We start from the raw sequence: 16964 nt of genomic DNA on the forward strand, positions 1-16964 counted from the left end.
GGCGGGGCGGGCATGACGAAGAAGTATGATGCGCTGGTGATCGGCGGCGGGCACAACGGGCTGGTCTGTGCCTTTTATCTCGCGCGGGCGCGGCTGAAGGTGCGCGTGCTGGAGCGGCGCCATGTCGTCGGCGGGGCGGCAGTCACCGAGGAGTTCCACCCCGGCTTCCGCAACTCGACCGCGAGCTACACGGTCAGCCTGCTGCGCCCGAAGGTGATCGCGGACATGAAGCTGCACGACCGCGGCTTTCGCATCATCGAGCGGACGATCTCGAACTTCTTCCCGTTCGAGAATGACTATCTCAAGCTCGGCGGCGGGCAGACGCAGGCGGAGTTCGCGCGCTTCTCGAAGAAGGATGCGGACTCTTTCCCAGCGTATGAAGCGGCGCTGGAACGCGTCGCACAAGTCATGCGCGACCTGGCGTTGAAGGCGCCGCCGAACGTGGGGGGCGGCCTGCCCTCGCTGCTCGCCGCGGCGAGCCAGGGCAAGCGACTGGCCGGGATGAGTATCGAGGCGCAGCGCGACGTGCTCGACCTGTTCGTGAAGTCCGCGCGCGACTTCCTCGATGGCTGGTACGAGAATGATTGCGTCAAGACTGCCTTCGCCTTCGACGCGGTGGTGGGCAATTACGCGGGGGTGTCCACGCCGGGCAGTGCGTACGTGCTGCTGCACCACGTGTTCGGGGAGGTGAACGGCAAGTACGGTGCCTGGGGACATTCGGTCGGCGGCATGGGCGCGATCACGCAGGCAATGGCGGCGGCGTGCATCGATGCTGGCGTCGAAATTTCGCTCGATACGCCTGTCGCGAAGGTGCTGGTCGATGGCGGGCGCGCTGCCGGTGTCCGGTTGGAGAGCGGAGAGGAGCTTGCCGCGGGGATCCTCGCGGCGAACGTCGGCCCGGCGATGCTGTACCGCCAGATGGTCGATCCGAGTGATCTCGATGGCGATTTCCGGCGCCGGATGGATGGGTTCAAGACCGGATCGGGCACGTTCCGGATGAATGTGGCGCTATCCGAGCTTCCTGATTTCAGCGTGTTGCGCGGCAAGGATAAGGCGGAACATCATACCGCCGGAATCATCATCGCGCCAGGCATGGATTACATGGACCAGGCGTTCGACGATGCGCGCGCCTTCGGCTGGTCGAAGAAGCCGATCGTCGAGATGAAGTTGCCGACGACAGTGGACGACAGCCTGGCCCCGCCGGGGATGCATATCGCCAGCCTGTTCTGCCAGCAGTTCGCGCCTGAGCTGCCCGGTGGGCGGAGCTGGGACGATCACCGTGAGGAAGTGGCGGACCTCATCGTCGATACGGTCAACGATCACGCGCCCAACTTCAAGGCGAGCGTGATCGCGCGGCAGATCCACTCGCCGCTTGATCTGGAGCGCAAGTTCGGGCTGATCGGCGGCGACATTTTCCATGGCCGGATGAGCCTCGACCAGTTGTGGGCGGCGCGGCCGGTGCTTGGGCACGGCGACTATCGCGCGCCCATCAAGGGGCTCTACATGTGCGGATCGGGTACGCATCCGGGCGGCGGGGTGACAGGCGCGCCGGGGCATAATGCGGCGCACGCCATCCTCGCTGATCGCAGCCTTATCGGCCGCTGGCTGCGGCGCGCCTGACGAGAAGATACACCGGCGCGCCGGCAAGCAGCAGGATGAGCGCCCAGGCATTGGCTTCGGCGCCGAGGCCCCATGACAACCACGCCACGAAGGCTGCGCCGATTGCGGCGACGATCACCGCCGGGCGATCGCCAGGGAGGAGCTTGATCGCGGCGCAAGCGCTGGCGAAGTAAGCGAGCATCCCGGCGGCGAGGGATACGGAGGCGATGAAGGTGAACAGATCGCCCATGCCGCGGGTGTAGTTGGTGAGCGTGACGACGGTGACGAGCACGCCGGAGACGATGTGCGCGCGTGCCGGCGTGCCACGGCTGGACTGCTTGCCGAGCCACGCGGGGAATACGCCGCCGCGCGCCATCGCCGCGCAGATCTCGCCCTGCAACAGCGTGAACCCGTTCAGCGCGCCCAGCGCAGCAATTGCGGCGAAGGCCGCGACGACGACGGCGGTACCATTGCCGAAGGTGCGGCCGAGGAAGGTCGCGATCGGCGAGGGAGAGGCGGCGGCCTCGGCCGCGGGCATCATTGTGGTGAGCGCGAGGCTGACCGCAAGGTAGACCGCGCCGGTCAAAAATGTGCCGAGAATGGTCGCAAACGGCACGACACGCGCGGCATTGGTGATGCGATCAGCAGGAACGGTAGCCGACTCGACGCCCAGAAAGCCCCAAAAGGTCAATGCCGCCGCCCCGGCGATCGCGCCGCCGGTGATCGGCACCGCCGGGTTGGGCACGATCGCCTCGCCACCTTGCGTGGTCAGCAGCCACAAGGCGAGCAGGATGACGCCGACGAGCGGCACCAGTTTCAGCGCGGCGGTGACGAGCTGGACGCGGCCGGCGAGGGCGACGCCGCGTACGTTGACGAGCACCACCGACCAGATCAGCACCAGGGACGCGAGAGCGGCATAGGCCTCAAGCCCGGGCAGGATCAGGCTGATTGCGCTGATCACGGCGATCGCGACCGCGGCGTTGCCGGCCCAGAGCAGTGTCCAGTAGCTCCATGCCGTGGCGAAGCCGGCGACCGGCCCGAACGCGGCGTTGACGAAGGCATAGGGGCCACCCGCGACCGGCATCGCATGGGCAAGTCGCGCGAAGATGAAGGCGAGGCACATTGCGCCTGCGATCGTCGCCATCCAGCCAAGCGTCGCGTTGGTGCCGAAGGGCGCGAGCGTCGCGGGAAGGAGATAGATGCCGGAGCCGACCATATTGCCGACGACGAGCGCCAGAACGGGCCAGAAGCCGAGCGGCTTGCTCGCGCGGTTGGTCAATGCGGGGGTTCCTGTGCGTGGATGGTCGGCGGAAAGTGATGCGTTTCTATAAGCGAGGATCGTCCGTGGCGAGGCCCGTTTCCGATCATCCCTTGATCGGCCTCGCAACGCATGATCTTCTCCCGACCCGTGCCCGCTTCTTCCCTCACCACACGCTGGCCGCCGCGGCTGATCGACGCCGCGCTGGCGCTGCACGACAATCGGCTGAACGTCGCCGAGCCGCTGCTGCGTGCGCATCTGAAGGATGATCCGTTCGACGCGCGCGCGATCCGCATGCTGGCGGAGCTTGCCGGGCGGATCGGGCGCAACCGCGATGCCGAGACGCTGCTTCGTCGCGCACTGGAGATCGCCCCCGCCTTCACCGCGGCGCGCGCGAACTTGGCGATCGTGCTTTACCGCTTGAACCGCCCCGTGGAGGCGCTGGCAGAGCTCGACAAGTTGCTCGCGGCAGAGCCCGATCATGTCGGCCACGCGAACCTGAAGGCGGCGGCACTGGGACGGCTCGGCAGCTTCGAGGATGCCATTCCGCTGTACGAGAATGTGCTGCGCCAGGCGCCGAACCAGCCGAAGGTGTGGATGAGCTACGGCCACATGCTGAAGACGGTGGGGCGGCAGCAGGACGGGATTGCCGCCTATCGCCGCGCCATCGCGCTTCGCCCGGAACTGGGGGAGGCGTGGTGGAGCCTGGCCAATCTGAAGACGGTGCGGTTCGATGACGCGGACGTGGCGGCGATGACCGCCGCGCTCGCCCAGGCGGACATCAGCGACGAGGATCGGTTCCACCTAGATTTCGCGCTGGGCAAAGCATGGGAGGACCGGCGCGAGGCGGCGCGGGCTTTCGATCATTATGCGCGCGGCAATGCGCTGCGCCGCACGCAAATCGTCTATGATGCGGACGAGACCGAGCGGTTCGTGGACGACGTGTGCGCCATTGCGACACCGGCCTCCTTTGCCGAGCGGCAGGACTGGGGCTGCCCATCGCGCGAAGTGATCTTCGTGCTGGGCATGCCGCGGGCGGGATCGACGCTGATCGAGCAGATCCTTGCCAGCCACAGCCAGATCGAGGGCACGACCGAGCTTCCCGATTTGCCCGCGATCGCGCGGCGCGTCAGCGACTATCCCGCGGGTCTCGCCACCCTGACCGCGGATCAGGCGCGGGCGATGGGCGAGGAATATCTGCAGCGCACCGCGGTACAGCGCCGCACCGAGCGGCCGCTGTTCATCGACAAGCTGCCGAACAATTGGGCGCATGTCGCGTTGATCCGCTTGATCCTGCCCAACGCCATCGTGATCGATGCGCGGCGCGAGCCGCGAGCGTGCTGCTTTTCGAACTTCAAGCAGCATTTCGCGCGCGGGCAGGCGTTCAGCTACACGCTGGAGGACGTGGGACGCTATTATCGCGACTATGTGCGGCTGATGGCGCATGTTGACGCGGGGCTGCCGGGCTGGGTGCACCGTGTGATCCACGAGGCCTTGGTCGCGGACCCGGAGACGGAGGTGCGGCGATTGGTCGAGGCCTGTGGGCTTCCGTTCGAGCCCGGGTGCCTTGCCTTCCACGAGACGGAGCGGCCGGTGCGCACGGCGAGTTCGGAGCAGGTGCGCCAGCCAATCTATCGCACGGGTAACGATGCATGGCGGCCCTTCGCCGAGCGGCTGGCCCCCCTAGACGCGGCGCTTGGAGATGTTGCGACACTCTATCCCAATGTTCCGCGCTTCTGACGCTCGAAATCGGGCGATCTGTTGCAGAACTGTCACGAAGACGTAATGATCGTTCAGCGTTCAGCCTAGCCGATTGACGTTCTTTTCGCAGTTGCACAATCTTCCGCAACATAGTTCCACACGGGGGGCGGCGGATGATCTGCGGTTCGGTTCGGCGGGCTGGTTTCTCGGCTCTCCTCGCATCGGCAGCAGTGATGGCAGTCCCGGCGCTGGCGCAGGATGCCACGACCGCGACCACGCCGGCTGATGATACCGCGCGATCGGACTTCCAGGACGACATCATCGTCACGGCGCAAAAGCGCGATGAGAATATTCAGGACGTCGCGATCAGCATTCAGGCGATCGGCACGCGGCGGCTGGATCAACTGAACATTACCAATTTCAACGATTACACCCAGCTCCTGCCATCGGTCGCGTATCAGACGTCGCAGCCGGGCCTGACCACCGTTTACATGCGCGGGGTCGCATCGGGCGGGGACGGCAACCACTCGGGATCGCTGCCATCGGTGGGCACGTATCTGGACGAGCAACCGGTGACGACAATCGGCGGGACGCTGGACGTCCATATCTACGACATTGCGCGGATCGAGAGCCTGGCCGGCCCACAGGGCACGCTCTACGGCGCTTCATCCCAGGCGGGTACGATCCGCATCATCACCAACAAGCCCGATACGTCCGGCTTCTACGGCCGGGTCGACGGAGAGGTGAACACGGTCAAGAGCGGCGGCGAGGGCGGCCGGATCGAGGGCATGATCAATGCGCCGCTTTCGCAGGACATCGCGTTGCGCGTCGTCGGTTTCTATCAGCGCGATGCGGGCTTCATCGACAACGTGCCGGGCACGCGCAGCTTCCTCCCGACACCGGGCGGGATCACCGTCGACAATGACGAATTCGTCAAGAAGAACTACAACAAGACCGACATCTGGGGCGGGCGCGCCGCGCTGAAGATCGACCTGGATGATAGCTGGACCGTGACGCCGACGGTGCTGTACCAGGAGCTGCGCAGCGACGGCAGCTTCGCCTATGATCCCAGCGTCGGCGATCTTCAGGTGCAGCGCTTCTACCCCGAATATCGGCGCGATCGCTTCGTCCAGGCCGCGCTGACGATCGAGGGGCAGGTCGGCAATTGGGACGTGACCTATGCCGGCGCCTATCTCGACCGGCGCACTGCCTCTTCATCGGATTATACGGATTATTCCGAAGCCTATGACTCGCTCTATGCGTCGGTCGGCGGGCTCGCCGGCTATTTCTATTACCTCGACGCGGCTGGGAATACGATCGACCCGCGGCAGAACGTGCTGGGCACCGATCACTTCAAGAAGCTGAGCCAGGAGCTTCGCGTCGCCTCGCCGGCGGAGGATCCGTTCCGCGTGGTGGCGGGCATGTTCTACCAGCGGCAGAGCAATTTCATCCACCAGGATTACAACATCCCTGGGCTGGGCCCGGACGTGTCCGTCAATGGCTGGCCGGGCACTTTGTGGCTGACCCAGCAGGAGCGGGTGGACCGCGACTACGCCATGTTCGGCGAGGCGAGCCTGGACGTGACGCCGACGCTGACGCTGACCGCGGGCGGGCGCGCCTTCATTTATGACAATTCGCTGATCGGTTTCTTCGGCTTCGGGCGCAATCCGGGTGTCGATCCGGATGACGGGCGGCCATTCACGGCGTCACCGTTCAACGGCGCCGGTTCCGGGCGGACGGGGGTTGCGGGTTGCTATGTCGCGGGCGGGCAGACGCTGCGCGACGTTTACCTCAATGGCGGCGACACATCGGCCTTGCTGCCGGGGATCGTCTCGGGAAGCCCGTGTACCAACCTTGCCACGCTGTCAGGCGGGCAGCTGGTACCCAAGAAGGCGTCAGGCAGCGGCGTCACCTATCGCTTCAACGTCACGTGGAAGCCGGTGGAGGATATTCTCCTTTACGGCACCTGGTCTCGCGGGTTCCGCCCGGGCGGCATCAACCGGCGCGGTGACGTCGGCGCCTATGGCGCGGACTTCCTGACCAACTACGAGCTTGGCTGGAAGACGACGCTGCTCGGCGGGAGACTGCGCTTCAACGGCGCGGTGTATCAGCAGAATTGGGATGCCTTCCAATTCTCGTTCCTGGGCGAGAACAGCTTCACGGTGATCCAGAACGGGCCGGATGCGCGGATCCGAGGGATCGAGACCGACGTGAACCTGGGGGTAGGGCCGCTGTCGCTGACGGCGTCCGCCGCTTACACGGACGCCAAGACGCGCAACGACCTGTGCGCGGCGCAGATCTGCAACGGGACCGGGGATGACGTGCTGGCGCCGACGGGAACGCGACTGCCGATCACCCCGCGCTTCAAGCTGGGCGGGACGGCGCGGTACACCGTGCCGATCGGGGAGGCGAAGGGCTATATCCAGATGCTGGTCGCGCACCAAAGCTCCGCCTCGTCCGACATACGGGTGGAGAAGGCAGCGATCATCGGGCGGCTGAAGCCTTACACCACCGGCAACCTTTCGATCGGGGCGGAGCTGCGCAATTTCACCTTCGAGCTGTTCGCGCAGAACCTGTGGGACGAACGGGCGCAACTGACGCGGTTCCAGCAGTGCGGCGCGTGCGATCAGCGCGTCTATATCGTGCCGATCCGCCCGCGCACGATCGGGCTGCGCGCGGGCACGAAATTCTAGGGTTTGGCTGCGTTGCGCGGGGGGCGGCAGAGGCGCTAGGGCGGGGCAACGTTCCCGAAAGGTACCCCCCACCTTGCGCCTTGCATTTGCCCTGCTGTTGTCCGCCGCTTTGCCTGCCGTCGCCACGGCGCAGACCCCTGCCGCAAGCGCAGCGAAGCCCGCCGCTGCCGCTACCGCCGAAGATGCGAAACTGCGCCGCATATTTGCGGAGAGCGACGAAGCCTCGCTGAAGCGCAACCCGCTGGAGGGCATCTTCCGCGGTGACCTGCGCTATGCCGATCGGCTGAGCCCGTATCTGACGCCGGCTTATGAAGAGGGCGAGCGGCAGGCGCTGCTGGCGAACCTGCGCGCGCTGGGCACGGTGGATCGCGCGAAGCTCTCGCCCGTCAACCAGATCGCTTATGACGTGTTCAAGGCGGACAATGAGCGGCAGCTGCGGGGCTACGCGCCTGCCATCCGGCAGATTACCGATGTGCTGCCGATCAATCACTTCTCCGGCTTCCAGACCTTCTATCCGGAATTCGCCTCCGGCCAGGGCGCGGCACCGTTCAAGACGGTAGCAGACTACGACAACAACCTGAAGCGCAACGCCGAATATGCGCGCGTCGTCGACCGGATGATCGTGCGGGCCCGGGAAGGCATGAAGCGCGGCATCGTGCCGCCGAAGCTGGTGGTGCAGAATGTGATAGGCCAGCTCGATCACCTGCTCGACGCGCCGGTCGAGAAATCCTTGTTCTACGAACCCGTGACGAAGTTTCCCGAAGGATTGCCGGCAACCGAGCGTGCCCGTCTGACGGCGGCATACGAACGGCAGGTGCGTGAGGTGCTGAACCCGGCGCACAGCCTGCTGCGCGACTTCCTGAAGAGCGAATATCTGCCCAAGGCGCGCGACACCGTCGGCCTGTCGGCGGTGCCGGGTGGGGCGGCGCTCTACGAATATCTTATCGAAAGCAGCACGACCCTGCCGATGAAGGCGGAGGAGGTGCATCAGCTGGGCCTGTCCGAAGTGAAGCGGATCCTGGCCGAGATGGAGGCGCAGAAGACGCGCGCCGGCTTCACCGGCACGTTGCCAGAGTTCTTTGCCTATCTGCGCACCGATCCCAAGTTCAAGCCTAAGTCTGCCGCGGAGATCGCGCAGGGCTATGACGCGATCGGCAAGCGCGTGGACGCGCGGGTGCGCGAGCAGTTCACGCTGATCCCCAAGACGCCGCTCGAGATCCGGCCGGTGCCCGCGTTCAAGGAGAAGACGGACGCGGCGGGATCGTACCAGTCGGGCACGCCGGACGGCACGCGGCCGGGCGTGTTCTATTACAACACCTATGACCTGCCGAACCGTTACCTGTGGGGCATGGAGACCTTGTACCTGCACGAGGCGGTGCCGGGGCATCATTTCCAGATCAGCCTGGCGCAGGAGAATGACAGCCTGCCAGCGTTCATGCGCTTCGGTGGAAATACCGCCTTCGTCGAGGGCTGGGCACTCTATGCCGAGACGCTGTGGCCCGAGCTTGGCATGGAGACCGATCCGCTGCAGCGGATGGGCGGCCTCAATGACGAGATGCTGCGCGCCATGCGGCTGGTGGTCGATACCGGGCTGCACGCCAAAGGCTGGACCCGCGATCAGGCGATCAAATACATGCTCGACAATTCGCCGATGCCGGAAAGCGACGCGACCGCCGAGGTCGAGCGCTATATCGCTATTCCGGGCCAGGCGCTGGCGTACAAGATCGGGCAGCTCACCGTCCTGCGCCTGAAGGCGGAGGCGAAGGCGAAGCTGGGCGCGAAGTTCGACCCGCGCGCGTTCCATGCCGCGGTGCTGGACACCGGATCACTGCCCATGCCGGTGCTGGAGAAGAAGCTGGCCGACTGGATCGCAGCGCAGCAATGATGTCGATCCCGCCCCGGTGACAGGCTGGGGCGGGACGGATCGACCAAGTGCAGCGGATGTCGCGCCTGGATCAGCCAGCCTCGGCGGAGGAGGAGCGGGACCTGCCGGCCTTTCGCCCCTTTTCCTGGCCGCGGCTGTTTCCGGCGCCATTGCTGGCTGCAGCCGCTGCGCGCGCTGCCGCCGCCTTGCCACCAAGGCCAATGCGAAGCGCCATTGCACGGCGCGCCTGGCTATAGGCGGGCGCGACCATCGGATAATCAGGCTTCAGGCCATAACGTTGACGATATTCGTCCGGCGTCAGACCGTGCGACTTCAGATGGCGGGCGAGCGACATGTAAGGCTTGCCATCGATCATCGAGATGATCCGATCGGGCGAGGCAAGCGATTTGCGCACGCTGACCGCCGGTTCGAACGCCGGTTCCGCTTCGGCATGTTCCTCGGACGGGGTGGCGACCAAGTCCGACAACATCTGGTGCGTCGAGCGAAGGAATTCCGGGACATCGCCGGCCGATACACGTGTATTCGGATTCGATAGCCAAGCGATCGTCAGATCCGCTGCCAATTTCAGCGTTCTTCCATCCTGTTCCACTCACACCCTCCCGGTTCTCTCATGACGAACGATAGGGTTGTCGTTCGGCGGCGGGTAGCAAAGTTGACACCAAATCGGGGATGAACGCGCCGCGGCATGACAAGGCCGTTGCTTTCTCTTGCTCGTCAATCAGTAATTCTCGCATTTTATATGATCTATCTGCTTTGAACGGAGCGGATCGCATGATCTTTTCGGCAGCTTTGGCGGATGGTCGGTCGGGCACGATCCCGATGGTGAGGTTGATCTCGCGTCAGGTGCTTCCCAGTTGAGGGGCGCTTTTGACACAAGGAAGCCTGTCCATGAGTGGACCCAAATTGTTCGAACCGATCAGCTTTGGCGGGCTTTCGCTCGATAATCGGATCGTCATTGCACCGATGTGCCAATATTCGGCCGCGGATGGCTGCATGACGGACTGGCACCTCATCCACCTTGGCCAGTTGGCGCTGTCCGGCGCGGGGTTGCTGACGATCGAGGCGACGGCGGTGGTGCCCGAAGGGCGGATTTCCTATGCCGATGTCGGCCTGTGGGACGATGCCACCGAAGACGCGATGGAGCGGGTGATCGAGGCGATACGGCGCCACTCGACCATGCCGATCGCGATCCAGCTGGCGCACGCCGGCCGCAAGGCTTCGACTGACCTGCCGTGGCACGGCGGCGGACAGATCGCGCCGGATCATCCACATGGGTGGCAGACGCAGGCGCCCTCCGCGCTGCCGTTTGCGGCGAGCGACCACGCGCCCAACGCGATCGACCGCAAAGCACTGAACGAGCTTCGTACTGCCTTTGCGGCAGCAGCGCGGCGGGCGGCGCGGCTTGGGCTGGATGGCATCCAGCTTCACGGCGCGCACGGCTATCTGCTGCACCAGTTCCTCTCTCCATTGTCGAACCGGCGTGACGACGAGTTCGGCGGATCGCTGGAGAACCGAATGCGCTTTCCGCTGGAAGTATTCGACGCGGTCCGCGCAGCATTCCCGGCGGACAAGCCAGTGACGATGCGGGTATCGGGGACGGACTGGGTGCCCGGCGGCTGGGATGTGGAGCAGACGATTGCCTTCGCCCAGGCACTGGAGCGCCGTGGCTGCGCCGCGATTCATGTGTCGAGCGGCGGGCTTGATCCGCGCCAGGCGATCCCGGTCGGACCGGGTTATCAGGTGCCGCTGGCACGCGCGATAAAGGCAGAGACCCGCATGCCGGTGGTGGCGGTGGGGTTGATCACCGAGCCGGAACATGCCGAGTCTATCCTCGGCGCGGGAGACGCCGACATGATCGCGCTCGCGCGCGCGATGCTCTACGATCCGCGGTGGCCATGGCATGCAGCGGCCGCATTGGGCGCGCAAGTTTCGGCGCCTAATCAATATCTTCGCTCGCAGCCACGGCGCTATCCGGATCTGCTGCGCGGCCAGTGATCGGCGGTTGCGGGACGGGCGAGCGGATGCCATAGGCGCCGCCCGCCCGGCGGCATCGATCGCGGGCCCCTCTTTCAGCAGGAATGCGTCGTGAGCGACGAACCGGCCGTGCGCGCGCTCGGCCTCGATTTTGGTACTACCAACACCGTCGTCGCCGCGGCTGACGGGAGCGCCGGAACGCGGCTGGTGCCGTTCGGAAGTGCCGACGCCGGGGCCTCCGTGTTTCGATCCGCCTTGTGCTTCTGGGGAGAGGAAGATGCCTGGAACGGCATCGCACATGAGGCGGGGCCGTGGGCGATCGAGGAGTATCTCCAGTCGCCGCTCGACAGCCGGTTCGTGCAATCATTCAAGACCGTCGCGGCGAGCGAGACGTTCGAACGCGCGCTGATCTTCAACAAGCCGTTCCGCTTCGAGGATCTGGGGCGATTGTTTCTCCAGCGGCTGGTCGGGCACGCCGCCGGGCGGCTGGACGAGCGGCCGCGGCGTCTGATCGTCGGCCGGCCCGTGGAGTTCGCTGGCGCGCGGCCAAACGAGGCGCTGGCGCGCGAACGGTATGACCGGATGCTCGAAGGCTTCGGGGTGGAGTTGCATTATGTGTTCGAGCCGCTGGGCGCGGCGTTCAGCTACGCTGCCCGGCTTACCGAGCCAGCGACGATCCTGGTCGCGGATTTCGGCGGCGGCACGACAGACTTTTCGATCGTGCGGGTGGCGGAGCCGGGCGCGGCTCGCCGCTGCGTGCCGGCCGCTTCAGCCGGCATCGGGATTGCCGGCGACCGGTTCGACCAGCGTATCGTCTCACAGCTTGTCCTGCCGTTCCTGGGCAAGGGCGGGCAATATCGCTCGTTCGGCAAGCTGCTCGATATTCCCGGCGGCTATTTCACTGACTTCGCCGACTGGTCGAGGTTGGCGATGATGCGCAACCGGCGGACGCTGGAGGACTTGCGGCGACTGCAACGCGACGCGGTCGATCAAGCGCCGATCGGCCGGATGATCGCGCTGATCGAGCATGAGCAGGGTTTCCCGCTGTATGATGCGGTCGGCCGGCTGAAGCGGGCGCTGTCGAGCGCGGAAGAGGCCGAGTTCGTCTTTGAGGGCGGGGACGTGAAGATCAAAGCGGCGGTGCGGCGCGTGGACTTCGAACAATGGATTGAAGGCGATCTGCGGAAGATCGAGGCTGCGCTGGACAAGGCGCTGGAGCGCGCTGAGTTGGCGCCGCCGGCGATCGACCGGGTGTTCCTAACGGGTGGATCGTCACTGATCCCGGCGATCCGTGCAATCTTCGATCGGCGTTTCGGCGCGGAGCGTATCGCGACGGGCGGTGAACTGACATCGATCGCCCATGGCCTGGCGCTGATCGGGGCCGAGCCCGATCCGACGGAATGGGCGGCGTAAGGACCGCTCCCCTGTGCACTTTTGTCGCAGCGATGTTGCAGCGATGGCACCTCGCGCCGCCTTGCTCGTTCAACGCGCATCCGGGGCGGATATCCACACGCTGAGCGGCGGCGCGGGGCCGTGGCATGAGTGCGTGTTTCGCGCGGCAAGAGTCTGAAGGAAGCGAAGGCGCAGCGCGAGATGGCTTCAGAACCGGTCTATGAATTCGCCCCGCATGAGCGGCCGCTGCTGCCCGGATCACCGGCGACGCCGGATCATCCGCCGAGCCGCCGAGTCGCCTATTTCGCGATCGGCACGCTGCTGGGCATCACCGGGGGCCTCAGCAACGGACTGCTGCTGGCCAATCTGCCGCAGATCCAGGGTTCGCTGGGGCTGACGCCGGTCGAGGGCGGGTGGCTGATGGCGACCTATACGATGACCAGCGTTTGCATGAGTCTGCTGCTGATCAAGTTCCGCCAGCAATTCGGCCTCCAGCGCTTCATCCGTTATTCGCTCGCCGGGTTCCTCGCGGTCACGCTGCTTCAGGTGTTCGTGCACAGTTATCGCGTGGAGCTGATCGTGCGGGGCGGTGCTGGTGTCATAGGCAGTGGCCTGACCACCTTGAGCTTCTTCTATATCACCCAGGCCATGCCACCCGCTGCGCGGCTGTCGGGACTCGTTATTGGCTTCGGGCTGGGCCAGATCGCCCTGCCGCTGGCGCGGGTGATCTCCCCGGTGCTGCTGGCGGACGGCGACATCCAGAACCTGTTCATTCTCGAACTGGGGCTGACGCTGGTGTGCCTCGGCTCCGTCGCATTGCTTCGGTTGCCGCCGAGCCAGCGTATCCAGGCGTTCGAGCCGCTCGACTTCCTGACGTTCGCCTTTTTTGCGCCGGGCGTTGCCCTGTTGTGCGCGGTGCTGGCGCAGGGGCGGATCGTATGGTGGACCACCGCGTGGCTGGGATACGCCACGGCCGCCGCAATCGTGCTGATCGGCACGGCGCTGCTGATCGAGCACAATCGCGCCAATCCGCTGCTCAACACCCGATGGATGCGCACAAGAAACGTGCTGCGCTTCATCGTCATCGTGCTGGCGATCCGGGTGCTCCTGTCCGAACAGACCTATGGTTCGACCGGGCTGTTGACGACGCTGGGGATGGGCAGCGACCAGCTCGTTACGTTGAATGTCGTGCTGACGCTTGCATCAATTGCGGGGCTGGTGACGGGAGTGCTGACGCTGAACCCCAAGGACCTGTTGTGGCCGGTCGTGGTGTCCGTGGCGATCATCTCGGTGGCGGCGTTCCTCGACAGCCGGGCGACGAACCTGACCCGGCCGGTCAACGTTTTCTTCAGCCAGGGCATGATCGGCTTCGCCGCGCTGTTCTGGCTCGGATCGGCGACGATGGTTGGCATCCTTCGCGCGCTGGCGCGCGGGCCCAACCATCTGGTGAGCTTTTCCGCAGTGTTCGGCATCGCCCAGTCGCTGGGCAGCCTGGGCGGCGCGGCGCTGCTCGGCACGTTCCAGACGATGCGCGAGCGGTTTCATTCGGAGGTGCTGGTCGAGGGCATGCTCGGCGGCGATCCGCTGATCGCCCAGCGCAGTCAGCAGCTGGGCGGCGCTTATGCGCGAACGCTTGGCGACACCGCGCTGCGCCAGGCGGAAGGGGCGACCCTGCTGGCACAGCAAGTAACGCGCGAGGCGAACGTCCTTGCGTATAACGATGTCTTCTTCCTGGTCGGCATGCTGGCGCTTGCTGTTTTCGTATGGCTAGCCACCCGCTGGCTGCATCTGCGATGGAAGGGGATCAACCCGCTGGCCGAGGAACTGCAGGCCTTGCAACGATTGCGCGAACAGGCATCCAAGTGAGCGACACGACGACGATGCGCCGGGCAGAGACAAGCGACGCCGGAGAAAACGAGCGGCTTCACGATCCCGTCGAGCCGGGCAGCGCCGAGGCGCCGCGGCGCGGCTGGGCACCGCCGCGGGGCAGCAGGCGCGGCACGATCATCTTCGTCTGCCTGCTGATCGCGGGTGTGCTGCTGGCGCTCTATGCCTGGGATCTGCCGCCGTTCCGCCGCTACGTTCAGGTGACGGACAACGCCTATGTCCGCGGGCAGACCACCGTCATCGCGCCGCAGGTGAACGGCTATGTCACCGAAGTGACGGTGCGCGATTTCGAGACCGTTCGGCGCGGGCAGGTGCTCGCGCGGATCGACGATCGCATCTATCGCCAGCGGGTGGAGCAGGCGGAGGCGGCGGTGGCGACGCAGCTCGCGAACCTCGCCAATTCGGCGCAGAGCCAGCGGTCGCGCGAGGCTGCTCTCGGCGGCCAGCAAGCGGCGATCGCCAATGCGCGCGCTCAGCTGCTGCGCGCCGAGGCGGACATGCGCCGCGTGGACGAGTTGGTGGCGGAAGGGTCAGTCTCGGAGCGCGAGCGCGATCAGACGCGGGCGGCGCTGGCGCAGGCCCGCGCGGGCGTGCTGCAGGCGCAGTCGCAGCGGGCGATCGGGGAGCAGGATGTACGCTCCGTACTGGTCGGGCGCGGCGGGCTCGAGGCGGCGGTCGAAAATGCACGCGCGGCGCTTCGCCTGGCGCAGATCGACCTGTCGAACACGGTAATCCGCGCGCCGCAGGACGGGCGGCTGGGGGAAGTATCCGTCCGGCTCGGGCAATATGTGACGGCGGGCACCCAACTCATGTTCCTGGTGCCGCCGACCGTGTGGGTATCGGCGAACTTCAAGGAAGCGCAGACCGCGCTGATCCGCCCGGGCCAGCAGGCGACCGTGACGGTGGACGCGCTTGGCGGCGCAGAGCTTCGCGGCAGGGTGGAACGGCTGTCGCCGGCAGCGGGGAGCGAATTCTCGGTCATCCGGCCGGACAATGCGACGGGCAATTTCGTGAAGGTGCCGCAGCGGCTGACGGTGCGCATCGCCGTCGATGCCCGAGACCCGCTGTACCCGCGCCTCAGCCCCGGCATGTCGGTGGAGGCGCGGGTGGACACGCGCAGCGCGGCATCCGCCACACGATGAGGGGACGCCTGGTCCTGCTGGTCGGGAGCGCGCTGGCGGCGTGCTCGGCGCCCAATCCGCCGCGCCCGGAAGCGGCGAATGTGACGGCGCCGATCGCCTGGCGAACCGCGTTGCCCGCCGCGAGCGCCGCGGTTGATCGCGACTGGTGGGCGCAGTTCGGCGATCCCGTGCTGAGCGGACTGGTGGAGACGGCGCTGGCGCGCAATCCCGACATCGCGATTGCGGCGGGGCGCGTGCAGGAGGCGCGGGCAAATGAGCGGCTGGCGCGCGCGCAGCTGTTCCCGTCGCTCAGCGCCGGCGGCGGCGTGACTCACGGGCGCAGTGTCAGCGCCTTTGGTACCGCGGTGGAGACGACGAGCGCGCAGCCGCTGTTCCAGGCAAGCTACGAAGTGGATGCGTTCGGGCGCATCTCGAGCCAGGTGGCGGCGGCGCGGGAGGCGGCGCTGGCGAGCGAAGCGGCGCGCGACGCAGTGGTGCTGTCGATCGCGGCGACCGCGGCGAGCGGCTATATCACGCTGCGTGCGCTCGATGCGCGTCGCCTCGTCGTGGAAGCGACGATCGCCTCGCGCGCCGAGGCGTTGCGCATCGCGCGGTCACGCGCCGAGGCGGGCTATACCTCGCAGCTGGAGCTCCGCCAGGCGGAGGCGGAGTATGAGGCCACGGCGCAATTGCTGCCGCAGGCGGAGCTGGCGATCCGCCGGCAGGAAAACGCACTGAGCGTTCTTCAAGGCGATGCGCCGCGCGACATTCCGCGCGGTGCATCTCTGGCAGACTTGCGGCCGTTGCCGGTGCCGGCTGGCCTGCCGTCCGACCTGTTGCGGCGGCGGCCAGACATTGCACAGGCCGAACGCGCGCTGGTGGCATCCGACCGCTCGCTCGACGCCGCACGGGCGCAGTTCCTGCCGAGCATCCAGCTGACCGGATCGGGCGGGCTCGCTCTGTCGAGCGCGCTGGCAAACCCGCTGACGATCTGGTCCGCCGGGGCCAGCGTGCTAGCGCCGCTGTTCGCCGGCGGACGGCTGACCGCCAACGTCGAAGGAGCGGCAGCGCGGCGCGACCAAGCGGCATTCACTTATCAGCGCACCGCGCTGACCGCGTTTCGCGAGGTGGAGGACGCGCTGGCGGCGGTGGACCGGCTGGCGGCGCAACGCGTGCGGCTGGAGGCGCAGCGTACGGCGTTGGCGGAGGCGCTTCGCCATGCGACCAATCGCTATCGCGCGGGCTATGCGAGCTACCTCGAGCAGCTGGATGCGCAGCGCTCCTTGCTCAACGTGGAACTGACGCTGGTGCAGCTTCGCGCCGACCAGCTGAACGCGCTGGTCGCGCTATACCAGGCGATGGGGGGCGGCTGGCGCGCCTGAGGACCGGGAAAGTAATCGTTGTTGGCGGACGTGCGCGCGCCATCTACGCCCTTTGGCGGCGAAAGGACGTGA

11 protein-coding genes are annotated in these 16964 nt (G+C 66.3%); 9 read left to right on the top strand and 2 right to left on the bottom strand.

The window, feature by feature from the left end; genetic code table 11:
- Positions 1 to 12: 12 nt before the first annotated feature.
- Complete coding sequence (locus tag ACH0CP_RS00910) at positions 13 to 1620, top strand: NAD(P)/FAD-dependent oxidoreductase (protein ID WP_294442971.1); 1608 nt, start codon at positions 13 to 15, stop codon at positions 1618 to 1620.
- Here the strand turns inward: ACH0CP_RS00910 and ACH0CP_RS00915 are convergent.
- Complete coding sequence (locus tag ACH0CP_RS00915) at positions 1592 to 2878, bottom strand: amino acid permease (protein WP_406888918.1); 1287 nt, start codon at positions 2876 to 2878, stop codon at positions 1592 to 1594. The genes ACH0CP_RS00910 and ACH0CP_RS00915 overlap by 29 nt on opposite strands.
- Before the next feature lie 129 nt (positions 2879 to 3007).
- Between ACH0CP_RS00915 and ACH0CP_RS00920 the strand changes: the two genes are divergently transcribed.
- The 3 genes from ACH0CP_RS00920 (at position 3008) to ACH0CP_RS00930 (ending at position 9136) form a co-directional block, all read left to right on the top strand.
- A complete protein-coding gene (locus ACH0CP_RS00920; RefSeq protein ID WP_294442973.1) occupies positions 3008 to 4597 on the top strand; it encodes a sulfotransferase in 1590 nt (529 codons plus the stop codon).
- Positions 4598 to 4791: 194 nt separating this feature from the next.
- Positions 4792 to 7251 (top strand): TonB-dependent receptor, encoded by a 2460-nt coding sequence (locus ACH0CP_RS00925; RefSeq protein WP_294442974.1) that lies wholly within the window; start codon positions 4792 to 4794, stop codon positions 7249 to 7251.
- Positions 7252 to 7324: 73 nt separating this feature from the next.
- On the top strand, positions 7325 to 9136 hold the full coding sequence (locus ACH0CP_RS00930) for a DUF885 family protein (RefSeq protein WP_294442975.1): 1812 nt from the start codon (positions 7325 to 7327) through the stop codon (positions 9134 to 9136).
- Between the two features lie 70 nt (positions 9137 to 9206).
- Here the strand turns inward: ACH0CP_RS00930 and ACH0CP_RS00935 are convergent, their stop codons facing one another.
- Positions 9207 to 9725: a MucR family transcriptional regulator gene (locus tag ACH0CP_RS00935; protein ID WP_294442976.1), complete on the bottom strand. Its 519-nt coding sequence runs from the start codon at positions 9723 to 9725 to the stop codon at positions 9207 to 9209.
- Between the two features lie 299 nt (positions 9726 to 10024).
- Between ACH0CP_RS00935 and ACH0CP_RS00940 the strand changes: the two genes are divergently transcribed.
- From ACH0CP_RS00940 to ACH0CP_RS00960, 5 genes are all read left to right on the top strand, one after another.
- Complete coding sequence (locus ACH0CP_RS00940) at positions 10025 to 11131, top strand: NADH:flavin oxidoreductase/NADH oxidase (RefSeq protein ID WP_294442977.1); 1107 nt, start codon at positions 10025 to 10027, stop codon at positions 11129 to 11131.
- A gap of 90 nt (positions 11132 to 11221) precedes the next feature.
- A complete protein-coding gene (locus ACH0CP_RS00945) occupies positions 11222 to 12523 on the top strand; it encodes an Hsp70 family protein (RefSeq protein ID WP_294442979.1) in 1302 nt (433 codons plus the stop codon).
- Positions 12524 to 12703: 180 nt separating this feature from the next.
- Positions 12704 to 14368 (top strand): MFS transporter, encoded by a 1665-nt coding sequence (locus ACH0CP_RS00950; protein WP_294442980.1) that lies wholly within the window; start codon positions 12704 to 12706, stop codon positions 14366 to 14368.
- Between the two features lie 14 nt (positions 14369 to 14382).
- Entirely contained in the window at positions 14383 to 15531 is a 1149-nt protein-coding gene (locus ACH0CP_RS00955) for an HlyD family secretion protein (protein WP_406875436.1), read from the top strand.
- Complete coding sequence (locus tag ACH0CP_RS00960) at positions 15528 to 16892, top strand: efflux transporter outer membrane subunit (protein ID WP_294442983.1); 1365 nt, start codon at positions 15528 to 15530, stop codon at positions 16890 to 16892. Before ACH0CP_RS00955 ends, ACH0CP_RS00960 begins: the two co-directional genes overlap by 4 nt.
- The last annotated feature ends 72 nt before the right edge of the window (positions 16893 to 16964 follow it).

It is taken from the genome of Sphingomonas sp. 179-I 2A4 NHS (genome assembly GCF_045369135.1).
Taxonomy (GTDB): Bacteria; Pseudomonadota; Alphaproteobacteria; order Sphingomonadales; family Sphingomonadaceae; genus Sphingomonas.

Bases quoted from the DNA above. Each gene is read 5' to 3' on its own strand.
- ACH0CP_RS00910 (WP_294442971.1), top strand. From the start codon at position 13: ATGACGAAGAAGTATGATGCGCTGGTGATCGGCGGCGGGCACAACGGG.
- ACH0CP_RS00925 (WP_294442974.1), top strand. From the start codon at position 4,792: ATGGCAGTCCCGGCGCTGGCGCAGGATGCCACGACCGCGACCACGCCG.
- ACH0CP_RS00940 (WP_294442977.1), top strand. From the start codon at position 10,025: ATGAGTGGACCCAAATTGTTCGAACCGATCAGCTTTGGCGGGCTTTCG.
- ACH0CP_RS00950 (WP_294442980.1), top strand. From the start codon at position 12,704: ATGGCTTCAGAACCGGTCTATGAATTCGCCCCGCATGAGCGGCCGCTG.
- ACH0CP_RS00955 (WP_406875436.1), top strand. From the start codon at position 14,383: ATGCGCCGGGCAGAGACAAGCGACGCCGGAGAAAACGAGCGGCTTCAC.
- ACH0CP_RS00960 (WP_294442983.1), top strand. From the start codon at position 15,528: ATGAGGGGACGCCTGGTCCTGCTGGTCGGGAGCGCGCTGGCGGCGTGC.